Consider the following 18,279-nt stretch of genomic DNA (forward strand, 5'->3'; position numbering starts at 1 on the left):
TCCCGTGAACGTTATGCACGAAACCGAGACCTGATGAGTGACCTACATCACGCTGTGCCAGACGCGTCACGGCCACGGCCTGCGGGCGTACGCGCGACGACGAGGAGGAATCCCATGACGGTCTCGGCAGACTCTGTGGCGGCGGTTCCCGCGCGCAGACCGTGGTATCGGCAGTTGTACGTCTGGGTCCTGACCGGGATCGCCGCCGGCATCGTGGTCGGATCCGTGTGGCCCTCCGTGGGCGTGGACCTGGAACCGCTCGGCACGACCTTCGTCAACATGATCAAGATGGTCATCACCCCGGTCATCTTCCTCACGGTGGTCGCCGGCATCGCCGGGGTCGACGACCTGCGCCGGGTCGGCCGGGTCGGCCTCAAGTCGCTGATCTACTTCGAGGTCGTCTCGACGATCGCCCTGATCATCGGGCTCGTGGTGATCAACGTCTTCAGGCCGGGCGATGGGGTCCATGCCAAGCCGGGCAACATCGCCATCACCGGCAACGCGAAGAACTTCATCCAGCAGGGGGAGACCTCCAGCTGGTGGCACTACCTGACCGACATGGTCCCGTCGAGCGTGGTCGGGGCGTTCGCCGACGGCGACGTGCTGCAGGTGCTGTTCTTCGGCGTGCTGTTCGGGATCGCCGTCAAGCTGCTGGGCCCGGCCGGGAAGCCGATCACGGCGGGGGTGAACGTGCTCAGCGCCGCCATCTTCAAGGTGCTGCAGCTGGTGATGTACGCCGCGCCGATCGGTGCCTTCGGGGCCATGGCCTTCACGGTGGGCAAGTACGGCATCTCGACGCTGACCAGCCTCGGCTCGCTGATCGGGATCTTCTACGGGACGTCGGTGTTCTTCGTGGTGGTCGTCCTGGGCGCCATCGCGGCACTGGTCCGGATCAACATCTTCCGGCTGCTGCGGTACCTCCGCGACGAACTGCTGATCGTGCTCGGCACGTCGTCGTCGGAGACCGTGCTGCCGCGGCTCATCGACAAGCTGGAGTACCTCGGGGCGCCCCGGCAGGTCGTCGGGCTGACCGTGCCGACCGGCTACTCCTTCAACCTCGACGGCACCTCGATCTACCTCACGCTGGCCGCGCTGTACGTCGCGCAGGCCACCGACACGCCCCTGTCGATCGTGCAGCAGCTCGGCCTGCTGGCCGTCCTGCTGCTCACCTCGAAGGGGGCGGCCGGGGTCACCGGCTCGGGCTTCATCGTGCTCGCCGCCACCCTGTCCACCGTCGGGACGATCCCGGTCGCCGGGATCATGCTCATCTTCGGGATCGACAAGTTCATGTCCGAGTGCCGGGCGCTCACCAACGTGTGCGGCAACAGCGTCGCCACCCTCGTCGTGGCCCACTGGGAGGGCGTGCTCGACCACGAGCGCGCCGGCAAGGTCCTCCGGGGCGAGCCGGTCGAGCCTCCAGCGGACTCCCCTCAGGACCAGGACCGGGAACGGGTCCCCGTCGCGGCGGGCCAGAAGTCGCTGCCCCCCACGGACGAGGCGGCGCCGGGCCCGGTCCAGCACGCCTGACCCGGCCTGAACCTCGTTTGGGCACGAGAAAAGCACCGCCCGGGACTCCCGGGCGGTGCTTTCGCCGCCACAGAACGAGGTTCGGCCAGCGAAAAGCAGGGCTACTGCATGAACGACTGGAAGAACCGGTCGACCTCGCGGCGGTCGTAACCACGGAACGCCACGTCCAGACCGTCCGACAACGCCTCGCGCACGGTCTTGGCCGCGGCGGCGGGCGTCTCCTGCTCTTTCGCCCTCTCCGCCAGCCGCACCAGCCGGTCGACCTGGTGCCGGTCGTATCCGCGCCAGGCCACGCGGAAGGTCGGGTCGCTCGTTGCCATGACGGCCACCTCTTCTATGGATCTCGGCCTCATGGTAATAGCGGCATGCCGCCAGAATCGGGGCGTCAACGCATCCGGCCGCTCACCTGGTCAGTCCGGTTCGGCCCGGGTGGTGCGGAACCGGGCGCGGTAGATGCTGGGGGTGACGCCCAGCTCGTGCTGGAAGACCCGCCGCATGGTCTCCTTCGAACCGAAGCCGGACCGGCGGGCGACGAGGTCAAGGGTGTCGTTGCCGCTCTCGAGGAGCCCCTTGGCGGTCTCGACCCTGATCCGTTCCACGTAGCGGGCGACGGTGGTCCCGAGTTCGGTGTGGAACAGGCGGGCGAGATGCCGGACGCTCACCCCGGCGCGCCCGGCGAGAGCCTCGCGGCTGTGATCTGCCTCAGGTGCGGCGGTCACGGCGTCCAGCACCCTCCTGACGACGTCGTTACGCGGCCGGCCGGCGGCCAGGCGGACGCTGAACTGCGACTGGCCGCCCGGCCGGGCCATGAAGACGACCAGGTACTTGGCGGTGGCCCGTGCCGTCTCCGGGCCGTAGTCCTCCTCCACGAGCGAGAGGGCGAGATCGATCCCCGCGGTGACGCCCGCCGAGGTGATGACGTTGCCGTCTCTGACGAAGATCGAATCAGTATCGACCTTGACCGTCGGGAAGTGCGCCGCCAGGTCGGCCGCCCACCGCCAGTGGGTCGCGGCACGCAGTCCGTCCAGGAGCCCCGCGGCCGCCAGCGGGAAGGCGCCGGTGCACACCGAGGCGACCCGGTCCGAAGATCGAGACAGACGGGTGACGAGCGAGACGTAATCGGTGTCGGACGCCGCGACACGCCATTTCGCGGGGCCGTGCACGATCATGGTGTCGATCGGCCCGGTAACGTCCTCGACGGCCGCGTCCACGGCCAGGCGGGCGCCCGAGGTCGTACGGATCTCCTTGCCTCCCGGCGAGACGGTGATCCACTCGTAGTGGGCGCCGTTCTCGTTGGCCACCGTGAACACCTCCAGCGGCCCCGCGACGTCCAGCAGCTGTACGTGATCGAAGAGGACGATCACGACCCGGTGGGGCCTTCGAAGATCCTTCACGGCTCATCGCCCATACCTCCAGGTTGGACCCACCGCGCCACGGGTCGGCACCCGCATCCCCCTTTGGCGTCCTGCCCGCCGCGGGCGCGTCCGCAACAGGTCGACCTGCCCGTCAGGCCGGCGGGAGCAGGGGGAGCCTGAGCACGAAGCATGCCCCGCCGACGGGAACGTCCTCCACGTGCAGGGTGCCGGCGTGGGCGTGGGCGATGTCGCGGGCGATGGCCAGGCCGAGGCCGGTACCCCCGTGGTGCCGGCAGCGGGCGGTGTCCAGCCGGGCGAAGCGTTCGAAGACGCGTTCGCGGTCGTGAACGGGGATGCCGGGACCGTCGTCGGCGACGGTGAGCTCCGCCATGGTGTCGTGGTGACGGACCCGGACCTGGACCCGGACCTGGATCGAGCGCCGGGCGTGCCTGCGGGCGTTGTCGAGCAGGTTGCCGACCAGCCTGCTGAGATGGCCGGGGGCCGCGTCGACCGTGACCGCCGAGACGGCCTCCAGGCGGATGTCGGGGCCGCCCGGCCTCGGGACGGCGTGGGCCCGGACCAGGGCGCTGAGGTCGACGGGCCGGCGTTGCACGGAGGTGTCGGTCGCGATCTGCGCGAGCAGCAGCAGGTCGGCGGTGATCGCTTCGAGCCGGGCGACGTCGCGCAGCGCCGCGTCGAGGAGCCGCGGGAGGTCGGTTTCGCCGGGGTGCAGCCGGGCCTCCTCCAGCTGAAGCCTGAGCCCCGCCAGCGGAGTGCGCAGTTCATGGGAGGCGTCGGCGGCGAACCGGTGCAGGTGAGCGCCTCTCGGCTCGACGGGCGGCTCTCCTCGCATGAATCTACCTCTCGCCGCCGGGGGGTCCCAGGGTGACGACCGGCCCCGCCATGACCTGCGACCCGGTCGGCATGACGATGAGCCCGTTCGGCGCCATGGTGCTCGGCCAGGTGGAAGTGGAATCCATACAGTTCACAACCACCCCTGCCGCTGCGGCCATGGCCTGCGGAGGGGACCCGAAGGCCACGGATCGGGCCATGAGGCTATGAACGGGCTATGAACGGGCCATGAGCGGGCCATGAGCGGGCCGGGCGTCGCTCTGACGCTCATGCCCGGGTCATGACCGCAGGCGCTGCGGGAACGACGGCCCTCGATATATCGGCGGGCCGGATCCGGTGCCCCCTCCGGTCTACGGCTTCGCCACCGCGGCCGCCTGCGGCGGGCTCACCCGCTGCGCCACTCCTCCGAGGTGAGCGCGCCCGCCGCCTGGGGTCCCATCAGGCCGAGGGCGCCGTCGACGACGAGCGAGGCGCCGGTGACGTAGGACGCCGAGGGGGAGGCGAGGAACGCGACGGCGGCGGCGACCTCCCGGGCGTGCCCCGGACGGCCGAGGGGATAGCCGGGCCTGCTGCCCGGCTCGGGCGGCCGGTCCTCCTGACCGGTCATCGGGGTGGCGATCTCGCCGGGCGCGACGTTGTTGACCGTGATGCCGTGGACGGCGAGTTCCAGCGCGAGCACCCGGCTCAGCATCCGCAGCCCGCCCTTCGCCGCGCAGTACGGGCCCGCGCCCACCCGCGGGTGCTCCTCGTGGACGCTGGTGACGTTGACGATCCGGCCGCCGGTGCCCTGCAGGGCCATCCGGCGGGCCGCTCGCTGGGCGCACAGGAACGGCCCGTCGAGGTCCACGGCCAGCACCGAGCGCCACTGCCGGTAGTCCATCTCCAGGAGGGGGCGGCGGCTGCCGATGCCGGCGTTGTTGACCAGCACGCCGAGGCCGCCCAGCTCGTCGGCGAGGTCGTCCACGACGGCCGAGGCCGGGACCGGATCGGTCAGGTCATGGCCGCGCACGGCACAGTCACGGCCCTGCGCCCGGACCTCCCCGGCCGTCCGCTCCGCCCCGGCCCGGTCGGTGTGGAAGGTGATCCCCACGTCGAACCCCTGCTCGGCCAGGACCACCGCGGTGGCCCGGCCGATCCCGGAGTCCGCGCCGGTGACGACGGCGACGTGCGGGTAGCCGGTGTGCGGGACGGGTGCTTCGCTCACGTCCCCGCCCTACCCGGGACGTCGCGCGACACGCCGGGCGGGCGCCTGCCCGGGGGAAACCGGCACCCGCTCTTGGCGGGAACCGGCCTTCCCCCGGGATCGGTGTCACGCCAGGCGGTCCAGGACGTGCTCGCGGGCCTCGGCGTAGCGTTCGCGCAGGCCGGGTGCGGGCGCGGCCTCGTGCAGTTCCAGCCCCGGGCGTTCCCAGACCGGCGGCTCCGCCGCGCCGGACAGGGCCCACGCGGCCTGCCGGGCGGCGCCCTCGGCGACGTACTCCGCGGGTGGCGGGACCAGGACCGGGCGGCCGAGCACGGTGGACGCGATCGCGCGTACGGCCTCGGAGCGGGCCCCGCCGCCGATCAGCAGGATCCGCTCGACGGCCACCCCCGCGGCGGCCAGCGCGTCGAGGCCGTCGGCCAGCCCGCACAGCATGCCCTCGATGGACGCGCGGGCCAGATGCGCGGGCGTCGCGGTGCCGAGCCGGAGCCCGTGCAGCGCCCCGGTCGCGTCCGGCAGGTTGGGAGTGCGCTCGCCCTCCAGGTAGGGCACCAGGACCAGGCCCTCCGCGCCGGCGGGCGCGGACAGCGCCAGCCGGGACAGCCCGGCGTGGTCGACGCCGAGCAGCTCCGCCGCCGCGTCCAGCACCCGCGCCGCGTTGAGCGTGCACACCAGCGGCAGGAACCGGCCGGTGGCGTCGGCGAACCCGGCGATGATGCCGGTCTCGTCGGCGCACGCACGCGTGGTCACCGCGAAGACGGTGCCCGAGGTGCCGAGCGACACCACGACGTCACCCGGCCGGGCGCCCAGGCCGAGCGCCGCGCCCATGTTGTCGCCGGTGCCCGCCGAGACCAGCGCCCCGCCGGCCGTACGGCCCGCCGCGCCGGCCGGGTCCAGCACCGACGGCAGCGCCGGCACCCGCCCCAGCGCGAGCCGCAGCAGATCGGGCCGGTAGCCGCCCTCCGACGGCGACCAGTAGCCGGTGCCGGAGGCGTCGCCGCGGTCGGTGACGAGGGTGTCAGGCCCGGAACCGCCGGTCAGCCGCCACGTCAGGTAGTCGTGCGGCAGGCAGACCGCGGCGGTGCGCGCCGCCGCGTCCGGCTCGTGCTCGGCCAGCCAGCGCAGCTTGGTGACCGTGAAGGAGGCGACCGGCACGCTGCCGACGGCCTCCGCCCAGGCCTTGGGCCCGCCGAGCTCGGCCACCAGGGCCTGCGCGGCCCCGGCCGAGCGGGTGTCGTTCCACAGCAGTGCCGGCCGGACGACCTCGCCGTCCCGGTCGAGGCAGACCATGCCGTGCTGCTGACCGGCGACCCCGATCGCGGCCACGTCGCCGAGCCCGCCCGCGGCCTCGGCGGCCCGGTTCAGGGCGTCCCACCAGGCGCCGGGGTCGGCCTCGGTCCCGTCCGGGTGCGGCGCGCCGCCCGTGCGCAGGACCGCTCCGGTCTCCGCGTCACAGACGACGACCTTGCAGGACTGGGTCGAGGAGTCGACCCCGGCCACCTTCGTGCCGTTCTTCCCTCCCATGCGAGTCCCCGATTCAGCGGGCGCCGAGGAGGTGCTCGACCGCCAGCTGGTCCAGGTGGGCGAAGTGGTAGCCGCGGGCCGCCGCCGCCTCCAGGTCGAACTCCTCGGTGCGCAGCGAGTCGTACGACTCGCCGGGAGCCAGGGTGGGCACCGCCAGCTGGTCCACCCGGGAGGCGACCAGGGCCTCCTGGACCTCGGGGTCCGCGCGGAACGCCCGGGCCCGCTCGCGCAGGATCAGGTAGGTGCGCATGTTCGCCGCGGCCGTGGTCCACACGTCGCCGGCGTCCTCGGTGCGCAGCGGCTTGTAGTCGAAGTGGCGGGGGCCCTCGTAGCCGCCGTTCTCCAGCAGGTCCACCAGGAAGAACGCGCTCTTGACGTCGCCGGTGCCGAAGACCAGGTCCTGGTCGTACTTGATCCCGTGCTGGCCGTTGAGGTCGATGTGGAAGAGCTTGCCCTGCCACAGTGCCTGGGCGATGCCGTGCACGAAGTTGAGCCCGGCCATCTGCTCGTGGCCGACCTCGGGGTTGACCCCGACCATCTCCGGGCGCTCCAGCGTGGAGATGAAGGCCAGCGCGTGCCCGACGGTGGGCAGCAGGATGTCGCCGCGCGGCTCGTTGGGCTTGGGCTCCAGCGCGAACCGGATGTCGTAGCCGCGGTCGACGACGTACGCCCCGAGGAAGTCCAGGGCCTCCTTGAACCGGTCGAGGGCCGCCCGCACGTCCTTGGCGGCGTCGGTCTCGGAGCCCTCGCGCCCGCCCCAGAAGACGTAGGTCTTCGCGCCCAGCTCGGCGGCCAGGTCGAGGTTGCGCATCACCTTGCGGATCGCGTACCTGCGGATGTCGCGGTCGTTGGAGGTGAACCCGCCGTCCTTGAACACCGGGTGGGTGAACAGGTTGGTGGTGGCCATCGGCACGACCAGGCCGGTCTCGTCGAGGGCCTTGCGGAAGGCCGCGATCGCCTTGTCGCGGTCCGGCTCCACGGCCAGCAGGTCGTCGTCGTGGAAGGTCACGCCGTACGCGCCCAGCTCCGCCAGCCGGTGCACCGCCTCCACCGGGTCCAGCGGCGCCCGGGTCGCGTCGCCGAAGGGGTCACGGGCCTGCCAGCCGACGGTCCAGAGGCCGAAGCTGAAGCGGTCCTCGCGGGTGGGTTCGAAGTCGCCCATGGAGTCCTCCACTCGGGGTCGTACTCGGGTTGCGTACGCTATTCGTAAACTATATGGACTAATCAAGACACCATGCATGGCCGGTCGTCAAGGCACGGTCATCACCTATTAGTCTTCGATCATGCTTTACTCTGGGGCCATGCTCGGTGGAGGTGGTGGCCCGGTCCGGCACGGCACCATGCGCGAGCGCAACCTCGCCGTCCTGCTGGGCGAGGTCGCCGGTCACCAGCCGGTCACCAGGGCCCGGCTGGCCGAGATCACCGGCCTCACCAAGACCACCGTCTCCACCCTCGTCGCGGTGCTCGCCGAGGCCGGGCTCGTCCGCGAGGGCGGGCTGGTGCACGAGGGCGAGCGGGGCCGCCCCGGGGTGGCGGTCTCGATCGAGGGCGACGGAGCGGCCGGTCTGGGCCTCGAGGTCAACGTCGACTACCTGTCGGCGTGCGTGCTCGATCTCGGCAGGCGGGTCCGTTACCGGCACGTGGTGACGGCCGACAACCGCGGCCGGTCACCCGAGCAGGTCATCACCGCGCTGGCGGGACTGGCCCAGCAGGCGATCGCCGCGGCCTCCGCGCAGGGGCTGACCGTCGCGGGATCGGTGGTGGCGCTGCCCGGCGTCCTGGACCGCTCGCACGGGCGGTTGCTCCAGGCGCCCAACCTGGGCTGGGCCGACGCCCCCGTCGCCGGGCTGCTGCATGAGCGGCTGCCGGCCCTGCGGCTGCCCGCCGAGCACGACAACGAGGCCAACCTGGCCGCGCTCGGTGAGCTGTGGTTCGGTGCGGGGTCCGCGCTGGGCGACTTCGTCCACGTCTCCGGTGAGATCGGGATCGGCGCGGGCATCGTGGTGGCCGGCCAGATCTTCCGCGGTGCGCACGGCTTCGCGGGCGAGCTGGGCCACATCGTCGTGGAGCCGTCCGGGCCGCCGTGCGCCTGCGGCAGCCGGGGCTGTCTCGAACAGTTCGCCGGGCAGGAGGCGATCCTGCGCGCGGCCGGGCTCACCGGGATGACGGCCGGGTCGGCGGCCGGCCCGGACGGGTCCATCGCGGTGCTCGTCGGCCTGCTCGAAGCCGGCGACCCCGCCGCCGTCGCGGCCGTGCGGCGGGCGGGGCGCGCGCTCGGGGGCGCGCTGACGACCGCGGTCAAGCTCCTGGACCCCGACACGGTGGTGCTGGGCGGCATCTTCTCGCCGCTGGCCCGGTGGGCCTGTCCCGCCGTCGAGGAGGCGCTCGCCCTGGGGTCGGGTGTGCTGCGCGGCACCGTGCCGCAGGTGGTGGTGTCCCCGCTGGCCGGGGGAGCGGCGGTGCTCGGCGCGGCGGGCCTGGTGATCGAGCGCGTCATCGCCGATCCGGGTCGGCTGCTGCGCGCCGTCGCCTCCTAGGGCCGCCGGACGGCGGTGGCCGGCGGCCGGGGTGCCTCCCGGGTCAGGCCGTCATGTCCAGGACGACCCGGAACCGCGCCTGACCGGACATCATGCGTTCGTAGGCCTTCGGTGCCTCCGCCAGCGGCATGGTCTCGACCAGCGGGCGGATGCCGCGGCGCTCGCTGAACGCGAGGTTGTCCTCGTTCTCGATCGACGTGCCGGTCAGGCTCCCGCCGAGCGTGCGGGTCCCGAAGATGAGGTCCGCGGTGTTGACCGAGAGGGGATCGGCGGCGGCTCCGACGACCACCATGCGGCCGCGGTGCGCGAGCCCGGCGACCAGCGGTGACATCGAGGCGCCACTGGCGGCCGTCGCGATGATCGCCGCCGCGCCGCCGAGTTTCCGCAGCGCGGCCCCGGGGTCCTCGGCGGCACTGTCGATGTAGTGGTCGGCGCCCAGCCGGGCCGCGAGCTCCGCCTTGCCGGTGCCCCGGGCGATGGCGGCGACGCGATAGCCGAGCCTGGCGGCGTACTGCAGGCCGAGATGGCCGAGGCCGCCGATGCCCTGGACGGCCACCAGCGTCCCCGCGGGGGCGCCCGTCTGCTGCAGCGCCTTGAACATGGTCAGGCCGGCGCACAGCAGCGGCGACGCCTCGAGGGAGTCCATGCCCTCGGGGATGCGCACGAGCCCGCTGGTCCTGGCGAAGGCGACCTCGGCGTATCCGCCGTCCACCGTGGTCCCGATCTGGGGCTGGTCGGTGCAGTTGACGAAATCGCCCCGGCGGCAGTCACCGCACTCACCGCACTGGCCGCCGAGGAAACCGACGCCCACCCGCTCGCCCACCCGCCAGGCCGTCACGCCGTCACCGACCGCGTCGATCACCCCGACGATCTCGTGGCCGGGTACGACGGGCCGGTCCGGGTCGGCGCGGAGGCCCTCGACGGCGAGGACGTCGGTGTGACATACCCCGCAGGTCTCGACCCGCAGCCGTACGTGGCCCGCGGGCGGCCGTCCGAGCTCACGGACCACCAGCTCGAACCTCCTCGATCCGGTCACCTCGAATGCGCGATAGGTGGACATCGTCTTCTCCTCAGCGGGCACGGGCTGTCACCGCCGGTCCGGATGGCCGGGGCGCGTTCCGTTTCAATATGACCGGTCGTCTTGAATTGGTCAAACGGCCCCCACCTGGCGTTTCCAGGTGCGTCCAGGGCGGGGGCCGAGTTTGACGGGAGGTAAGACGACCGGCCATATTTGATGCGGGGAGGTGGCGATCGTGGCCAGGCGGAGCATGCGTGAGGAGATCGTCGAGGCGGCGCTGGAGCAGTTCCACGCGCACGGCTTCAACGCGGCCGGGGTGAAGGACATCACCGACACGGCAGGGGTGCCGAAGGGGTCTTTCTACAACCACTTCGACAGCAAGGAGGCGCTGGCGGTCGTGGCCCTGGAGCGCTACGGCGCGGGCAGCCGCATGCAGGACCTCGCCGACCACGCCGTCGAGCCGCTGACCCGGCTCCGGGCGCACTTCGAGTTCCTCCGGGACCAGAGCCTGCGCCGTGACTTCACCGGCGGATGCCTCATCGGCAACTTCGGCACCGAGATCGTCGACCACAGCGACGTGATCCGGGCGGCCGTCCGGCAGGGCCTGGGGGAGTGGACCGCGCTCATCGCGGAGGCGCTCGGTCAGGCGCAGCGCGCCGGGACGTTGCGTGCCGATCTCGACCCGGAGACGACCGCCCGCTTCGTCCTCAACGCCTGGGAGGGCGCGCTCATCGGGGCCCGCGCCGACCGCTCCGCGGAGGCCTTCGACGCGTTCTTCGACGTCGTGTTCGGCGTGTTGCTCGCCTGACGGGGCATCACCGCCGGGACTCGCCGGTGTCGTGCCCCGCCGCCGGGGCCCGCCGGTGTCGTGCTCGCCGGCGGGCCTGGCGGGGGCCGGTCAGACGCCGGCCTGCGAGGTCTCCTTCGTGTCCTCGGGCACGGCCTCCTCTTCGGGGCGGGCGTGCATCGGGAGCAGGAAGGTGACCAGGAAGGTCAGGCCCATCGCCCCGACCACGACCCACAGCGTGATGGTCATCGCGTCGCTGAACCCCTGCTTCGCGGAGTCCTGAGCCACCTTGGCGGTGACCTTGGCGATGCGGTCGGCCGACTGCGGGGCGGCCGCGATCGCGGCCTTGACGGCGTTCTGGGCGTCGAGGCAGGACACGGGGGTCTTGGCCACGTCCTTGGCCACGGCCTGGTCATGGCCGCAGGCGCGCAGTCCGGCCACGATGGGCTCCTGCCGGGCCGCGGGCACGCCCGCGGCGGTGAGCTCGGCGCGCAGCCCGGGTGCGGCCGCGTCGCCGGCGGAGGCGACGTGCCTGCCGAGCAGGCCGAAGAAGATGGTGCCGAGCACGGCGACGCCCAGGGCGGCACCGAGCTGCTGGATCGCGGTGAGCGTGCCACCGGCGGAACCGGTCTCGTGCGGCTCGACTCCGGCCAGCACCGTGTCGAAGAACGGGGCCATCAGCAGGCCCATCCCGAGTCCGGTGAGGACGAGCGCCGGGGCGAGCTGCCACGGGGTGACGCCGATCCCGGCCAGCTGCAGGGTCACGACCACGCCCACGACGCCGGCCGCCATGATGGCGACGCCCGTGTGGATGACCTTGCGGCCGAACCTCTGTACGGCCTGCGCCATGCCGAAGCCGGCGACCATGCCGATCGACATCGGCACCCCGGCCAGGCCCGCCTTCAGCGGGGAGTAGTGCAGCCCGATCTGGGTGTAGAGGCTGAAGGCCAGCGAGAAGCCCGTCATGGCGGAGAAGAAGACCAGCCCGACCACCAGGCCGCCGGTGAAGCCGCGCTTGACGAACAGGCTCGGCTCGATCAGCGGGTCGGCGCCCGAGCGCTTCTTGCGCAGCTCGAACCAGGCGAAGAACACGAAGAGCGCGGCGGAGGCGGCCATCGAGACGAAGGTCCAGGCGGGCCAGCCCAGCTCACGGCCCTGCACCAGCGGATAGACCAGCAGCACCGCGGCGGCGGTGGCGATCAGCATGCCGGGCACGTCCAGCCGGGTGGCCCGGGCCAGGCCGGCGTCGGCGCGGGGCAGCCACTTGAGACCCGCGAGGAAGGCGCCCAGCCCGAGCGGCAGGTTGATCAGGAAGATCATGCGCCAGCCGGTCCCGAAGTAGTCGGCGTCGATCAGCCAGCCGGCCATGATCGGGCCGCCGATCGAGGACAACGTCATCACCGGGCCGAACGCTCCGAAGGCGGCGCCCATCTGCTTCGGCGGGAACATCTCCTTGATCATGCCGAGCCCCTGGGGCAGCATGACCGCGCCGAACAGCCCCTGGAGGACCCGGGAGCCCACCAGCATCTCGGGTGACTGGGAGATCGCGCACAACAGCGAGCCGGCGGTGAAGCCCAGCGCGCCGAGCAGGAACATCCGCTTGCGGCCGTACAGGTCACCGAGCCGTCCGCCGGTCATCAGGCCGACGGCCATCGCCAGGGTGTAGCCGGCGCCCAGCCACTGGATCATGGTGGCGGAGCCGCCCAGGTCGGCGCGCATGGTCGGCGCGGCGATGTTGGTGACGAGGGCGTCGAGCAGGTCCATGACCTCACCGGCGAGGATCACGAAAAGGGCGATCCAGCGCCAGCGGTAGCCCGGCCACTCGGGGTCGGCCGCGGTGGGGCGGCCGGTTTCAGCTGCTTCGGTCATCGCAGAACTCCGGGGGGAGGAGACAGAGGGCGAACTATGTTCGTAGCTAACGAACACTGTTCTACGGGTGGTACGCCGATCGTGTCAAGTACGATGTTCGTCGAGTGGAGGCGAGAGTCGGCCTCGGATGAGGCAGAGAGACGACATATCTCGTTTCTAGAGACACGATACATCGCGTATCGCGGCCGTCAAGATGTATCGCGAACTTGGAGCGTGGGCCAATGATCAAGAAGTCCGCCGACGGGGACATGCCGACGCTGCCCTGGCGCAAGGCGCCCAAGCCCGCGCCGCCGAAGCAGCCGCTCGGCCAGGACCTCATCGTCGAGACGGCGATCCGCGTGCTCGACGCCGAGGGGCTCGACGGCGTCAGCATGCGGCGGATCGCCCAGGAGCTCGGCACCGGCCCCGCCTCGCTCTACGCCCACATCTCGAACAAGGACGAGCTGCTGGAGCTCATGCTGGAGCGGATCGCCGGCGAGATCCGGCTGCCGGAGGAACTCGACCCGTCCCGCTGGCAGGAGCAGATGAAGGAGATCGCCCGCGAGTCGCAGCGGGTGTGGACCTCGCACGCCGACATCGCCAAGATCTCGCTCGTCAGCATCCCGACCGGGCCCAACCAGCTGCGCATCGCCGAGGCGATGCTCACCCTCATGCTCGGCGGCGGCGTGCCCGGCCAGGTCGCGGCCTGGGCGCTCGACCGGCTCGGCATGTACATCGACGCCGACGCCATCGAGGCCTCGATGTACACCGCCAAGCTGAAGCAGGGGTTCGACCTCGCGTCGTACTTCGCCGGGATCGACGACTACTTCCGCAAGCTGCCCCCCCAGCGTTTCCCCCTCATCTCCTCGATGGTGGACGTGCTGACGGCGGGCGACGGGAACGAGCGCTTCGAGTTCGGCCTCGACGTCTTCGTCCGGGGGCTGGCCTCCTACGTGGAGGAATGAGCCGGGCCGGAGGTTCATGGAATATTAGTTTGACAACTAAATTTCAGAGGTCTAAGAATAACGGGCATGGAAGCAGAGGAGCTCGGCTTCGGCGACCTGTCCTCCCTCGGGCCGATGCCGGAGTGGCCCCTCGGGCGGCTCTTCGCGGCGGCCGCGCGGATGACCGGGCCGGTGTGGTCGCGGCTGGTCGAGAAGAGCGGGCTGAGCCCGGCCGGATTCTTCCTGCTGCGGATCCTGTCCGGCGAGGACGGCCTGCGCGCGGGGGAGGTGGCCCGGCGGCTGTCGACGACCCCCGCGACGGTCACCTCCGTGGTGGACACGCTGGAGCGCAACGGCCACGTCGAGCGGCGCCGCGACGGCCGTGACCGGCGCGTGGTCCGGCTCCACATCACCGGCGCCGGACGCCGGCTGGCCAAGGAGACCGGCCAGGCCATCGGCGGTGACCTCTGGCGGCTCCTCGACGTCGTCGACCAGGCGGACGAACCGGCCGTCCGCAGATACCTCCTCACCCTGATCGAGCGTTTCGACGCCTTCTCGAAGGGAGATCGGCCGTGACCTCACCACCCCCCGAGGCCGCCGTTCGTACCGTAGATCTGCACAAGACGTACTCCAGTCCCCGCGGCGACGTGTCCGCGGTCCAGGGCATCGACCTGGAGGTGACGCGCGGGGAGTTCTTCGGCCTGCTCGGGCCGAACGGCGCGGGGAAGTCGACGACCATCGGCATGCTCACGACCCTGGTGGTGCCGACCTCCGGCGAGGCCCACGTCTGCGGGCTCGACGTCGCCGCCCATCCGGTGGAGGTCAAACGCCGGATCGGCATGGTGTCGCAGAACAACACCCTGGACAACGACCTGACCGCCTTCGAGAACCTCGAGTTCCGGGGCCGCTACTTCGGGATGGGCGCGCGGGACGCCCGCCGCCGCGCCGACGAGCTGCTGGAGATGTTCAACCTGACCGACCGGCGCAAGGGCAACCCCTTCGAGCTGTCCGGCGGCCAGGCCAAGCGCCTCATGATCTGCCGGGCCCTCGTGCACCGTCCGGAGGTGCTCTTCCTCGACGAGCCGACCGCCGGGCTGGACCCGCAGACCCGGGTGAACCTCTGGAGCGTCCTGCGCGAGCTCCAGGCGCAGGGGCAGACGACCCTGCTCACCACGCACTACATGGAAGAGGCCGAGGCGCTCTGCGAGCGGGTCGCCGTCATCGACCACGGCAAGGTGCTCGCCAGCGGCACCGTCGAGGAGCTGAAGAGCTCCGCCGGCGCCGACACCGTCATCACCGTCACCTACGACGGGGTGCCTCCCGCGCAGAGCATCGACACGCTGCGCGCGCGCCACGACGTCAGCAAGGTGGAGGTCTCCGACGGCCAGGTGCGGGTGTTCGCGCACGAGCCGGACGGCCTGCTCGGCGAGCTGGTCACGGTCGGCGCCTCGGCCGGGGTGGGCATCACCGACGCGACCCAGCTCCGGCCCAGCCTGGAGACCGTTTTTCTGACCCTGACCGGACGGGAGTACCGGGAATGAGCACTGTGACCGCGCCGGTGGCGCCGCGAGCGACCGTGACCAGGACGTTCGTCGCGATGATGGCCCGCGAGGTCCGGGTGATGCGCCGCAGCTTCCTGTCGACCTTCCTGCGCGTCATCCTCCAGCCGCTGCTGTTCGTCTTCGTGTTCGCCTACGTCATGCCGAAGATCGGCACGGCGGGAGGCGGCGCGATGTTCGCCGGGGGTGGCGGCGGCGGGCCGACGTTCTCCACGATCCTGGTGCCCGGCCTGATCGCCTCGTCGATCGTCATGCAGGCGATGATGGCCGTCATCTTCCCGCTGATGATGGAGCTGTCCTGGCAGCGGTCGATCACCGACCGCGCGCTGGCCCCGCTGCCCATCCCGCTGCTGGCGGTCCAGAAGATCGTGTCCGCCGGGCTGCAGGGCCTGATCGGCGGGCTCCTGGTCTTCCCGGCGGTGCTGTTCATCCACGCGAAGGGCCAGGCGCCGAGCGTGCACATCGACAACTGGCCGATGTTCGTGCTGGTCATGGTGGCGGGCTCGCTGCTGGCCTCGTCCGGGGGCCTGCTGCTGGGCACCCTGATCGACCCGCAGAAGATCCAGGTGCTGTTCGCGCTGGTGCTGCTGCCCATGACCATGCTCGGCTGCGTCTACTACCCGTGGGCGGCCCTGCAGGACATCCGCTGGCTGCAGGTCGTGGTGCTGATCAACCCCATCGTGTACATGAGCGAGGGCCTGCGCGCGGTGCTGACCCCGCAGCTGGAGCACATGCCGGTGTGGGTGGTCCTGATCGTGCTGGTCGGCGGCACCGCGCTGCTCTGCTGGCTGGCGATGCGGACCTTCACCCGCCGGGTGCTGACCTGACCGCGCCGGTACGACGCGACACCGCCCGCGTCATCCTGGCCGGCCCGGACGGCCGGGTGCTGCTGTTCCGTCATCACCTGCCGGAGCCCTGGGCGCGGGAGGGCTGGCTGACCCCGGGCGGCGGCATCGACCCGGGGGAGACCCCGGCGCAGGCGGCCGTCCGGGAACTCCACGAGGAGACCCGGCACTCGGTCCCGCCGGCCGAGGCCGGGAGCCCGGTCGCGGTCGACTCCGGCCCGTGGTGGTCGGACGGCACCGAGTTCCGCACCACCAACTGGTACTTCTTCGCCCGTGCGGCCACCTCCCGCGTCGACCTGTCCGGCCTGGCCGGCGCCGAGCGCGACGAACTGCTGGCGCACCGCTGGTGGACCGCCGGCGAGCTGCGCACGACGGACGAGCTCGTCTTCCCGGTCGGGCTCGCCGCCCTCCTCACCCGGCTGCTGGCCGGGGACCGGCCGCGCGAGCCCGTCCGGCTGCCCTGGACCTGACCGGCACCGACCCGGGGCGAGCACGCCGCGGCTACGGAAGGGCGCCGACGTACTCGGTGCGCAGGTCGTGGCTGCCGTCCGGCAGCGGGGCCTCGTAGTAGAGGCGGTGACCGCCGCCGGGCAGCGGCACGATGTCGAGATAGCGCACGGCACCGGCGGGCGCCTCGCCGACCGGGGTGAGCAGGCCGCCGGTGAGCCGGGCGAGCCCGGTGCGCTCGGAGAAGTTCTCCTCCTTGGTGGCGCGGCCGTCGTAGGTGGCCCGGCCGTCCGGCAGTACGGCGGTGACCCGCGCGCCCCGGGCGTCCCAGTGGCCGGGGCGGCCGGTGAGCACCGTGCCGTGCCAGTCCCACGCCAGCCCGTCGGCGCTGGTGGCGTAGGCGGTGGTCATCCGGTCCTCTTCGCCGGGCTCGTCCAGCGGGTGGCAGCAGATCCAGGCGTGCCAGCGGCCGTCCGCGTAGCGGATCACCGGGTCCTTCACCCCGGTGTGCTCATCGCCGGGGAAGACCGTGCGGGCCTCGGCGTCGGCGAGCCCCGCCGGGTCGGCGGCCTCCAGCACGTCGATCCACCAGTGCTTGCTGTCCGGGGTGGCACAGCAGACGTAGAGCCGCCACCGGCCCGTCTCGGTGCGGACGAGCGCGGGCCGCTCGAGCGACATGGCGCCGAACCGCGCCTTGTCGAGCGTCGCCACGGTGGTGAGGTGCTCGCCGTCCGCCGACCGGGCGACGACCGTGGCGGCGCCGCGCCGGTCCACGGCCCGCAGCCGGTAGGCGACGACGAACGTTCCGTCCGTGTCCAGCACGGCGCTCGGCGCCCCAGCCCAGTGGCCGGGACCCGCGCCCGGTGCCGGCACCGCGACGGCGGCGCGCCCGGGATCCGGCGACGGGAACCCGCCCGGCCCGGTCCCGGCCCGCTCCTGCTCTGCTCGCATCGGTCTTCCTCCTCGGGTGGGACCTCCGGGGTGCGGAGGTCAGGCGGGTGCGGCCGCGAAGGCGCGCTCGAAGGCGGCGTGCCGGGGCGCCCCGGACGCGGTGTCCCAGACCGCGAACACGACGTGCGCGAAGACCCCGGCGAAGGGGCCGTCCGCCAGCAGCAGGCCGGCGAAGATCCCGGCCACCTCGGCGGGGTCGTTGCCGAAGACGCCGCAGCCCCACGCGCCGAGGACCAGCCGGTCGTGCCCGTGGGCGCGGGCCAGCGCGAGGACCTTGGCGGCACGGCGCCGCAGGATCGCGGGGATCCGCGCCGCCACCGCGGGGTCGCGGACGGCCCCGCGGTTGGGCGCGGCGGAGGTCAGGAAGGCGACGTCGTACGGCTCCTCCAGCAGCACCCCGTCGTCGTCCCGGAAGACCGGCACGCCGGGGGAGTAGATCATGTGGTCGCTGTAGAGGAGGTCCCCCTGGGAGCGGTGGAAGTCGTAGAAACCGCGCACCTCCCGGAGCGAGGCGTACAGGCCGGAGGACCGGGCCAGCCCCTCCTCCTGGGCGTGCGCGCCGTTCAGGAACCCGCCGCCGGGGTTCTTGGCGGAGGCGAAGTTCAGGCAGGCGGGCTCGGTGCCGCCGGTGCCGGCCAGCCGCCGGGCGGCGGCCAGGGTCGTCTCCCCGGTCACCTCGATGCGGGTGGCGAGACCGGGCGAGGACACGGGCCGGTCGCCGAGGTCGTCCGGGGCGTAGAGCCGGGTGCCGGCCAGCGCGCGGGCCTGCCGGCCGGCGAGGGAGACCGTACGGCCCGAAGGCGCCGTGTAGGAACCGCGGTCGAGGATGGCGACCGTCTCGGCGGCGATCGCCCGTCGGGGATGTCTGCTCATATCCCGATGAG

At 72.3% G+C, this 18,279-nt stretch carries 19 protein-coding genes; 8 read left to right on the forward strand and 11 right to left on the reverse strand.

Going from position 1 to position 18,279, the window contains the following annotated elements; translation table 11 throughout:
- The first annotated feature begins 114 nt into the window (after positions 1-114).
- On the forward strand, positions 115-1,527 hold the full coding sequence (gene dctA, locus ACRYCC_RS24840; protein ID WP_433815824.1) for a C4-dicarboxylate transporter DctA: 1,413 nt from the start codon (positions 115-117) through the stop codon (positions 1,525-1,527).
- Between the two features lie 101 nt (positions 1,528-1,628).
- Here dctA and ACRYCC_RS24845 read toward each other — a convergent pair whose 3' ends face one another.
- The 7 genes from ACRYCC_RS24845 to xylA all read right to left on the reverse strand — a co-directional run bounded on the left by ACRYCC_RS24845 (position 1,629) and on the right by xylA (position 7,621).
- Positions 1,629-1,847 carry a hypothetical protein gene (locus ACRYCC_RS24845; RefSeq protein WP_433815826.1) on the reverse strand — a complete coding sequence of 73 codons (219 nt, stop codon included), beginning with the start codon at positions 1,845-1,847 and terminating at the stop codon, positions 1,629-1,631.
- Between the two features lie 90 nt (positions 1,848-1,937).
- Positions 1,938-2,921: a GlxA family transcriptional regulator gene (locus tag ACRYCC_RS24850; RefSeq protein ID WP_433815828.1), complete on the reverse strand. Its 984-nt coding sequence runs from the start codon at positions 2,919-2,921 to the stop codon at positions 1,938-1,940.
- Positions 2,922-3,033: 112 nt separating this feature from the next.
- Positions 3,034-3,735 carry a sensor histidine kinase gene (locus ACRYCC_RS24855; RefSeq protein ID WP_433815830.1) on the reverse strand — a complete coding sequence of 234 codons (702 nt, stop codon included), beginning with the start codon at positions 3,733-3,735 and terminating at the stop codon, positions 3,034-3,036.
- A gap of 4 nt (positions 3,736-3,739) precedes the next feature.
- Positions 3,740-3,862, reverse strand: coding sequence for a hypothetical protein (locus ACRYCC_RS24860; RefSeq protein WP_433815832.1), 123 nt, complete (start codon positions 3,860-3,862; stop codon positions 3,740-3,742).
- A gap of 257 nt (positions 3,863-4,119) precedes the next feature.
- Positions 4,120-4,938 carry an SDR family oxidoreductase gene (locus ACRYCC_RS24865; RefSeq protein WP_433815834.1) on the reverse strand — a complete coding sequence of 273 codons (819 nt, stop codon included), beginning with the start codon at positions 4,936-4,938 and terminating at the stop codon, positions 4,120-4,122.
- Between the two features lie 105 nt (positions 4,939-5,043).
- On the reverse strand, positions 5,044-6,459 hold the full coding sequence (gene xylB / locus ACRYCC_RS24870) for a xylulokinase (protein ID WP_433815836.1): 1,416 nt from the start codon (positions 6,457-6,459) through the stop codon (positions 5,044-5,046).
- A 13-nt stretch (positions 6,460-6,472) separates the two neighbouring features.
- Complete coding sequence (gene xylA / locus ACRYCC_RS24875) at positions 6,473-7,621, reverse strand: xylose isomerase (protein ID WP_433815838.1); 1,149 nt, start codon at positions 7,619-7,621, stop codon at positions 6,473-6,475.
- A gap of 121 nt (positions 7,622-7,742) precedes the next feature.
- Here xylA and ACRYCC_RS24880 point away from each other — a divergent pair, with 121 nt between their 5' ends.
- The gene (locus ACRYCC_RS24880) at positions 7,743-8,996 is read left to right on the forward strand and encodes an ROK family transcriptional regulator (RefSeq protein ID WP_433815840.1); all 1,254 of its coding nucleotides are present in this window, start codon (positions 7,743-7,745) and stop codon (positions 8,994-8,996) included.
- Between the two features lie 43 nt (positions 8,997-9,039).
- On the opposite strand, the gene ACRYCC_RS24885 is transcribed toward ACRYCC_RS24880, so the two are convergent.
- Complete coding sequence (locus ACRYCC_RS24885) at positions 9,040-10,056, reverse strand: alcohol dehydrogenase catalytic domain-containing protein (protein WP_433815842.1); 1,017 nt, start codon at positions 10,054-10,056, stop codon at positions 9,040-9,042.
- 193 nt (positions 10,057-10,249) lie between these two features.
- Here ACRYCC_RS24885 and ACRYCC_RS24890 point away from each other — a divergent pair, with 193 nt between their 5' ends.
- The gene (locus ACRYCC_RS24890) at positions 10,250-10,822 is read left to right on the forward strand and encodes a TetR/AcrR family transcriptional regulator (RefSeq protein WP_433815843.1); all 573 of its coding nucleotides are present in this window, start codon (positions 10,250-10,252) and stop codon (positions 10,820-10,822) included.
- A 90-nt stretch (positions 10,823-10,912) separates the two neighbouring features.
- Here the strand turns inward: ACRYCC_RS24890 and ACRYCC_RS24895 are convergent, their stop codons facing one another.
- Positions 10,913-12,670, reverse strand: coding sequence for an MFS transporter (locus ACRYCC_RS24895; protein ID WP_433815845.1), 1,758 nt, complete (start codon positions 12,668-12,670; stop codon positions 10,913-10,915).
- Positions 12,671-12,891: 221 nt separating this feature from the next.
- On the opposite strand from ACRYCC_RS24895, the gene ACRYCC_RS24900 reads away from it, so the two are divergent.
- The 5 genes from ACRYCC_RS24900 (at position 12,892) to ACRYCC_RS24920 (ending at position 16,467) form a co-directional block, all read left to right on the forward strand.
- Positions 12,892-13,614, forward strand: coding sequence for a TetR/AcrR family transcriptional regulator C-terminal domain-containing protein (locus ACRYCC_RS24900; protein ID WP_433815847.1), 723 nt, complete (start codon positions 12,892-12,894; stop codon positions 13,612-13,614).
- A gap of 66 nt (positions 13,615-13,680) precedes the next feature.
- A complete protein-coding gene (locus ACRYCC_RS24905) occupies positions 13,681-14,169 on the forward strand; it encodes a MarR family winged helix-turn-helix transcriptional regulator (RefSeq protein ID WP_433815849.1) in 489 nt (162 codons plus the stop codon).
- The gene (locus tag ACRYCC_RS24910) at positions 14,166-15,134 is read left to right on the forward strand and encodes an ABC transporter ATP-binding protein (protein ID WP_433815851.1); all 969 of its coding nucleotides are present in this window, start codon (positions 14,166-14,168) and stop codon (positions 15,132-15,134) included. The genes ACRYCC_RS24905 and ACRYCC_RS24910 overlap by 4 nt, the downstream gene beginning before the upstream one ends.
- On the forward strand, positions 15,131-15,979 hold the full coding sequence (locus ACRYCC_RS24915; RefSeq protein WP_433815853.1) for an ABC transporter permease: 849 nt from the start codon (positions 15,131-15,133) through the stop codon (positions 15,977-15,979). The genes ACRYCC_RS24910 and ACRYCC_RS24915 overlap by 4 nt, the downstream gene beginning before the upstream one ends.
- Positions 15,892-16,467 (forward strand): NUDIX hydrolase, encoded by a 576-nt coding sequence (locus tag ACRYCC_RS24920; RefSeq protein WP_433815855.1) that lies wholly within the window; start codon positions 15,892-15,894, stop codon positions 16,465-16,467. The genes ACRYCC_RS24915 and ACRYCC_RS24920 overlap by 88 nt, the downstream gene beginning before the upstream one ends.
- A 31-nt stretch (positions 16,468-16,498) precedes the next feature.
- On the opposite strand, the gene ACRYCC_RS24925 is transcribed toward ACRYCC_RS24920, so the two are convergent.
- Together ACRYCC_RS24925 and ACRYCC_RS24930 are read right to left on the reverse strand one after the other, a co-directional pair.
- The gene (locus ACRYCC_RS24925; protein WP_433815857.1) at positions 16,499-17,395 is read right to left on the reverse strand and encodes a hypothetical protein; all 897 of its coding nucleotides are present in this window, start codon (positions 17,393-17,395) and stop codon (positions 16,499-16,501) included.
- A 39-nt stretch (positions 17,396-17,434) separates the two neighbouring features.
- The gene (locus ACRYCC_RS24930; RefSeq protein ID WP_433815859.1) at positions 17,435-18,268 is read right to left on the reverse strand and encodes a TIGR02452 family protein; all 834 of its coding nucleotides are present in this window, start codon (positions 18,266-18,268) and stop codon (positions 17,435-17,437) included.
- Between the last annotated feature and the right edge of the window lie 11 nt (positions 18,269-18,279).

The sequence above is a fragment of the Actinomadura scrupuli genome (genome assembly GCF_050971785.1).
Lineage (GTDB): Bacteria > Actinomycetota > Actinomycetes > Streptosporangiales > Streptosporangiaceae > Actinomadura_E > Actinomadura_E scrupuli.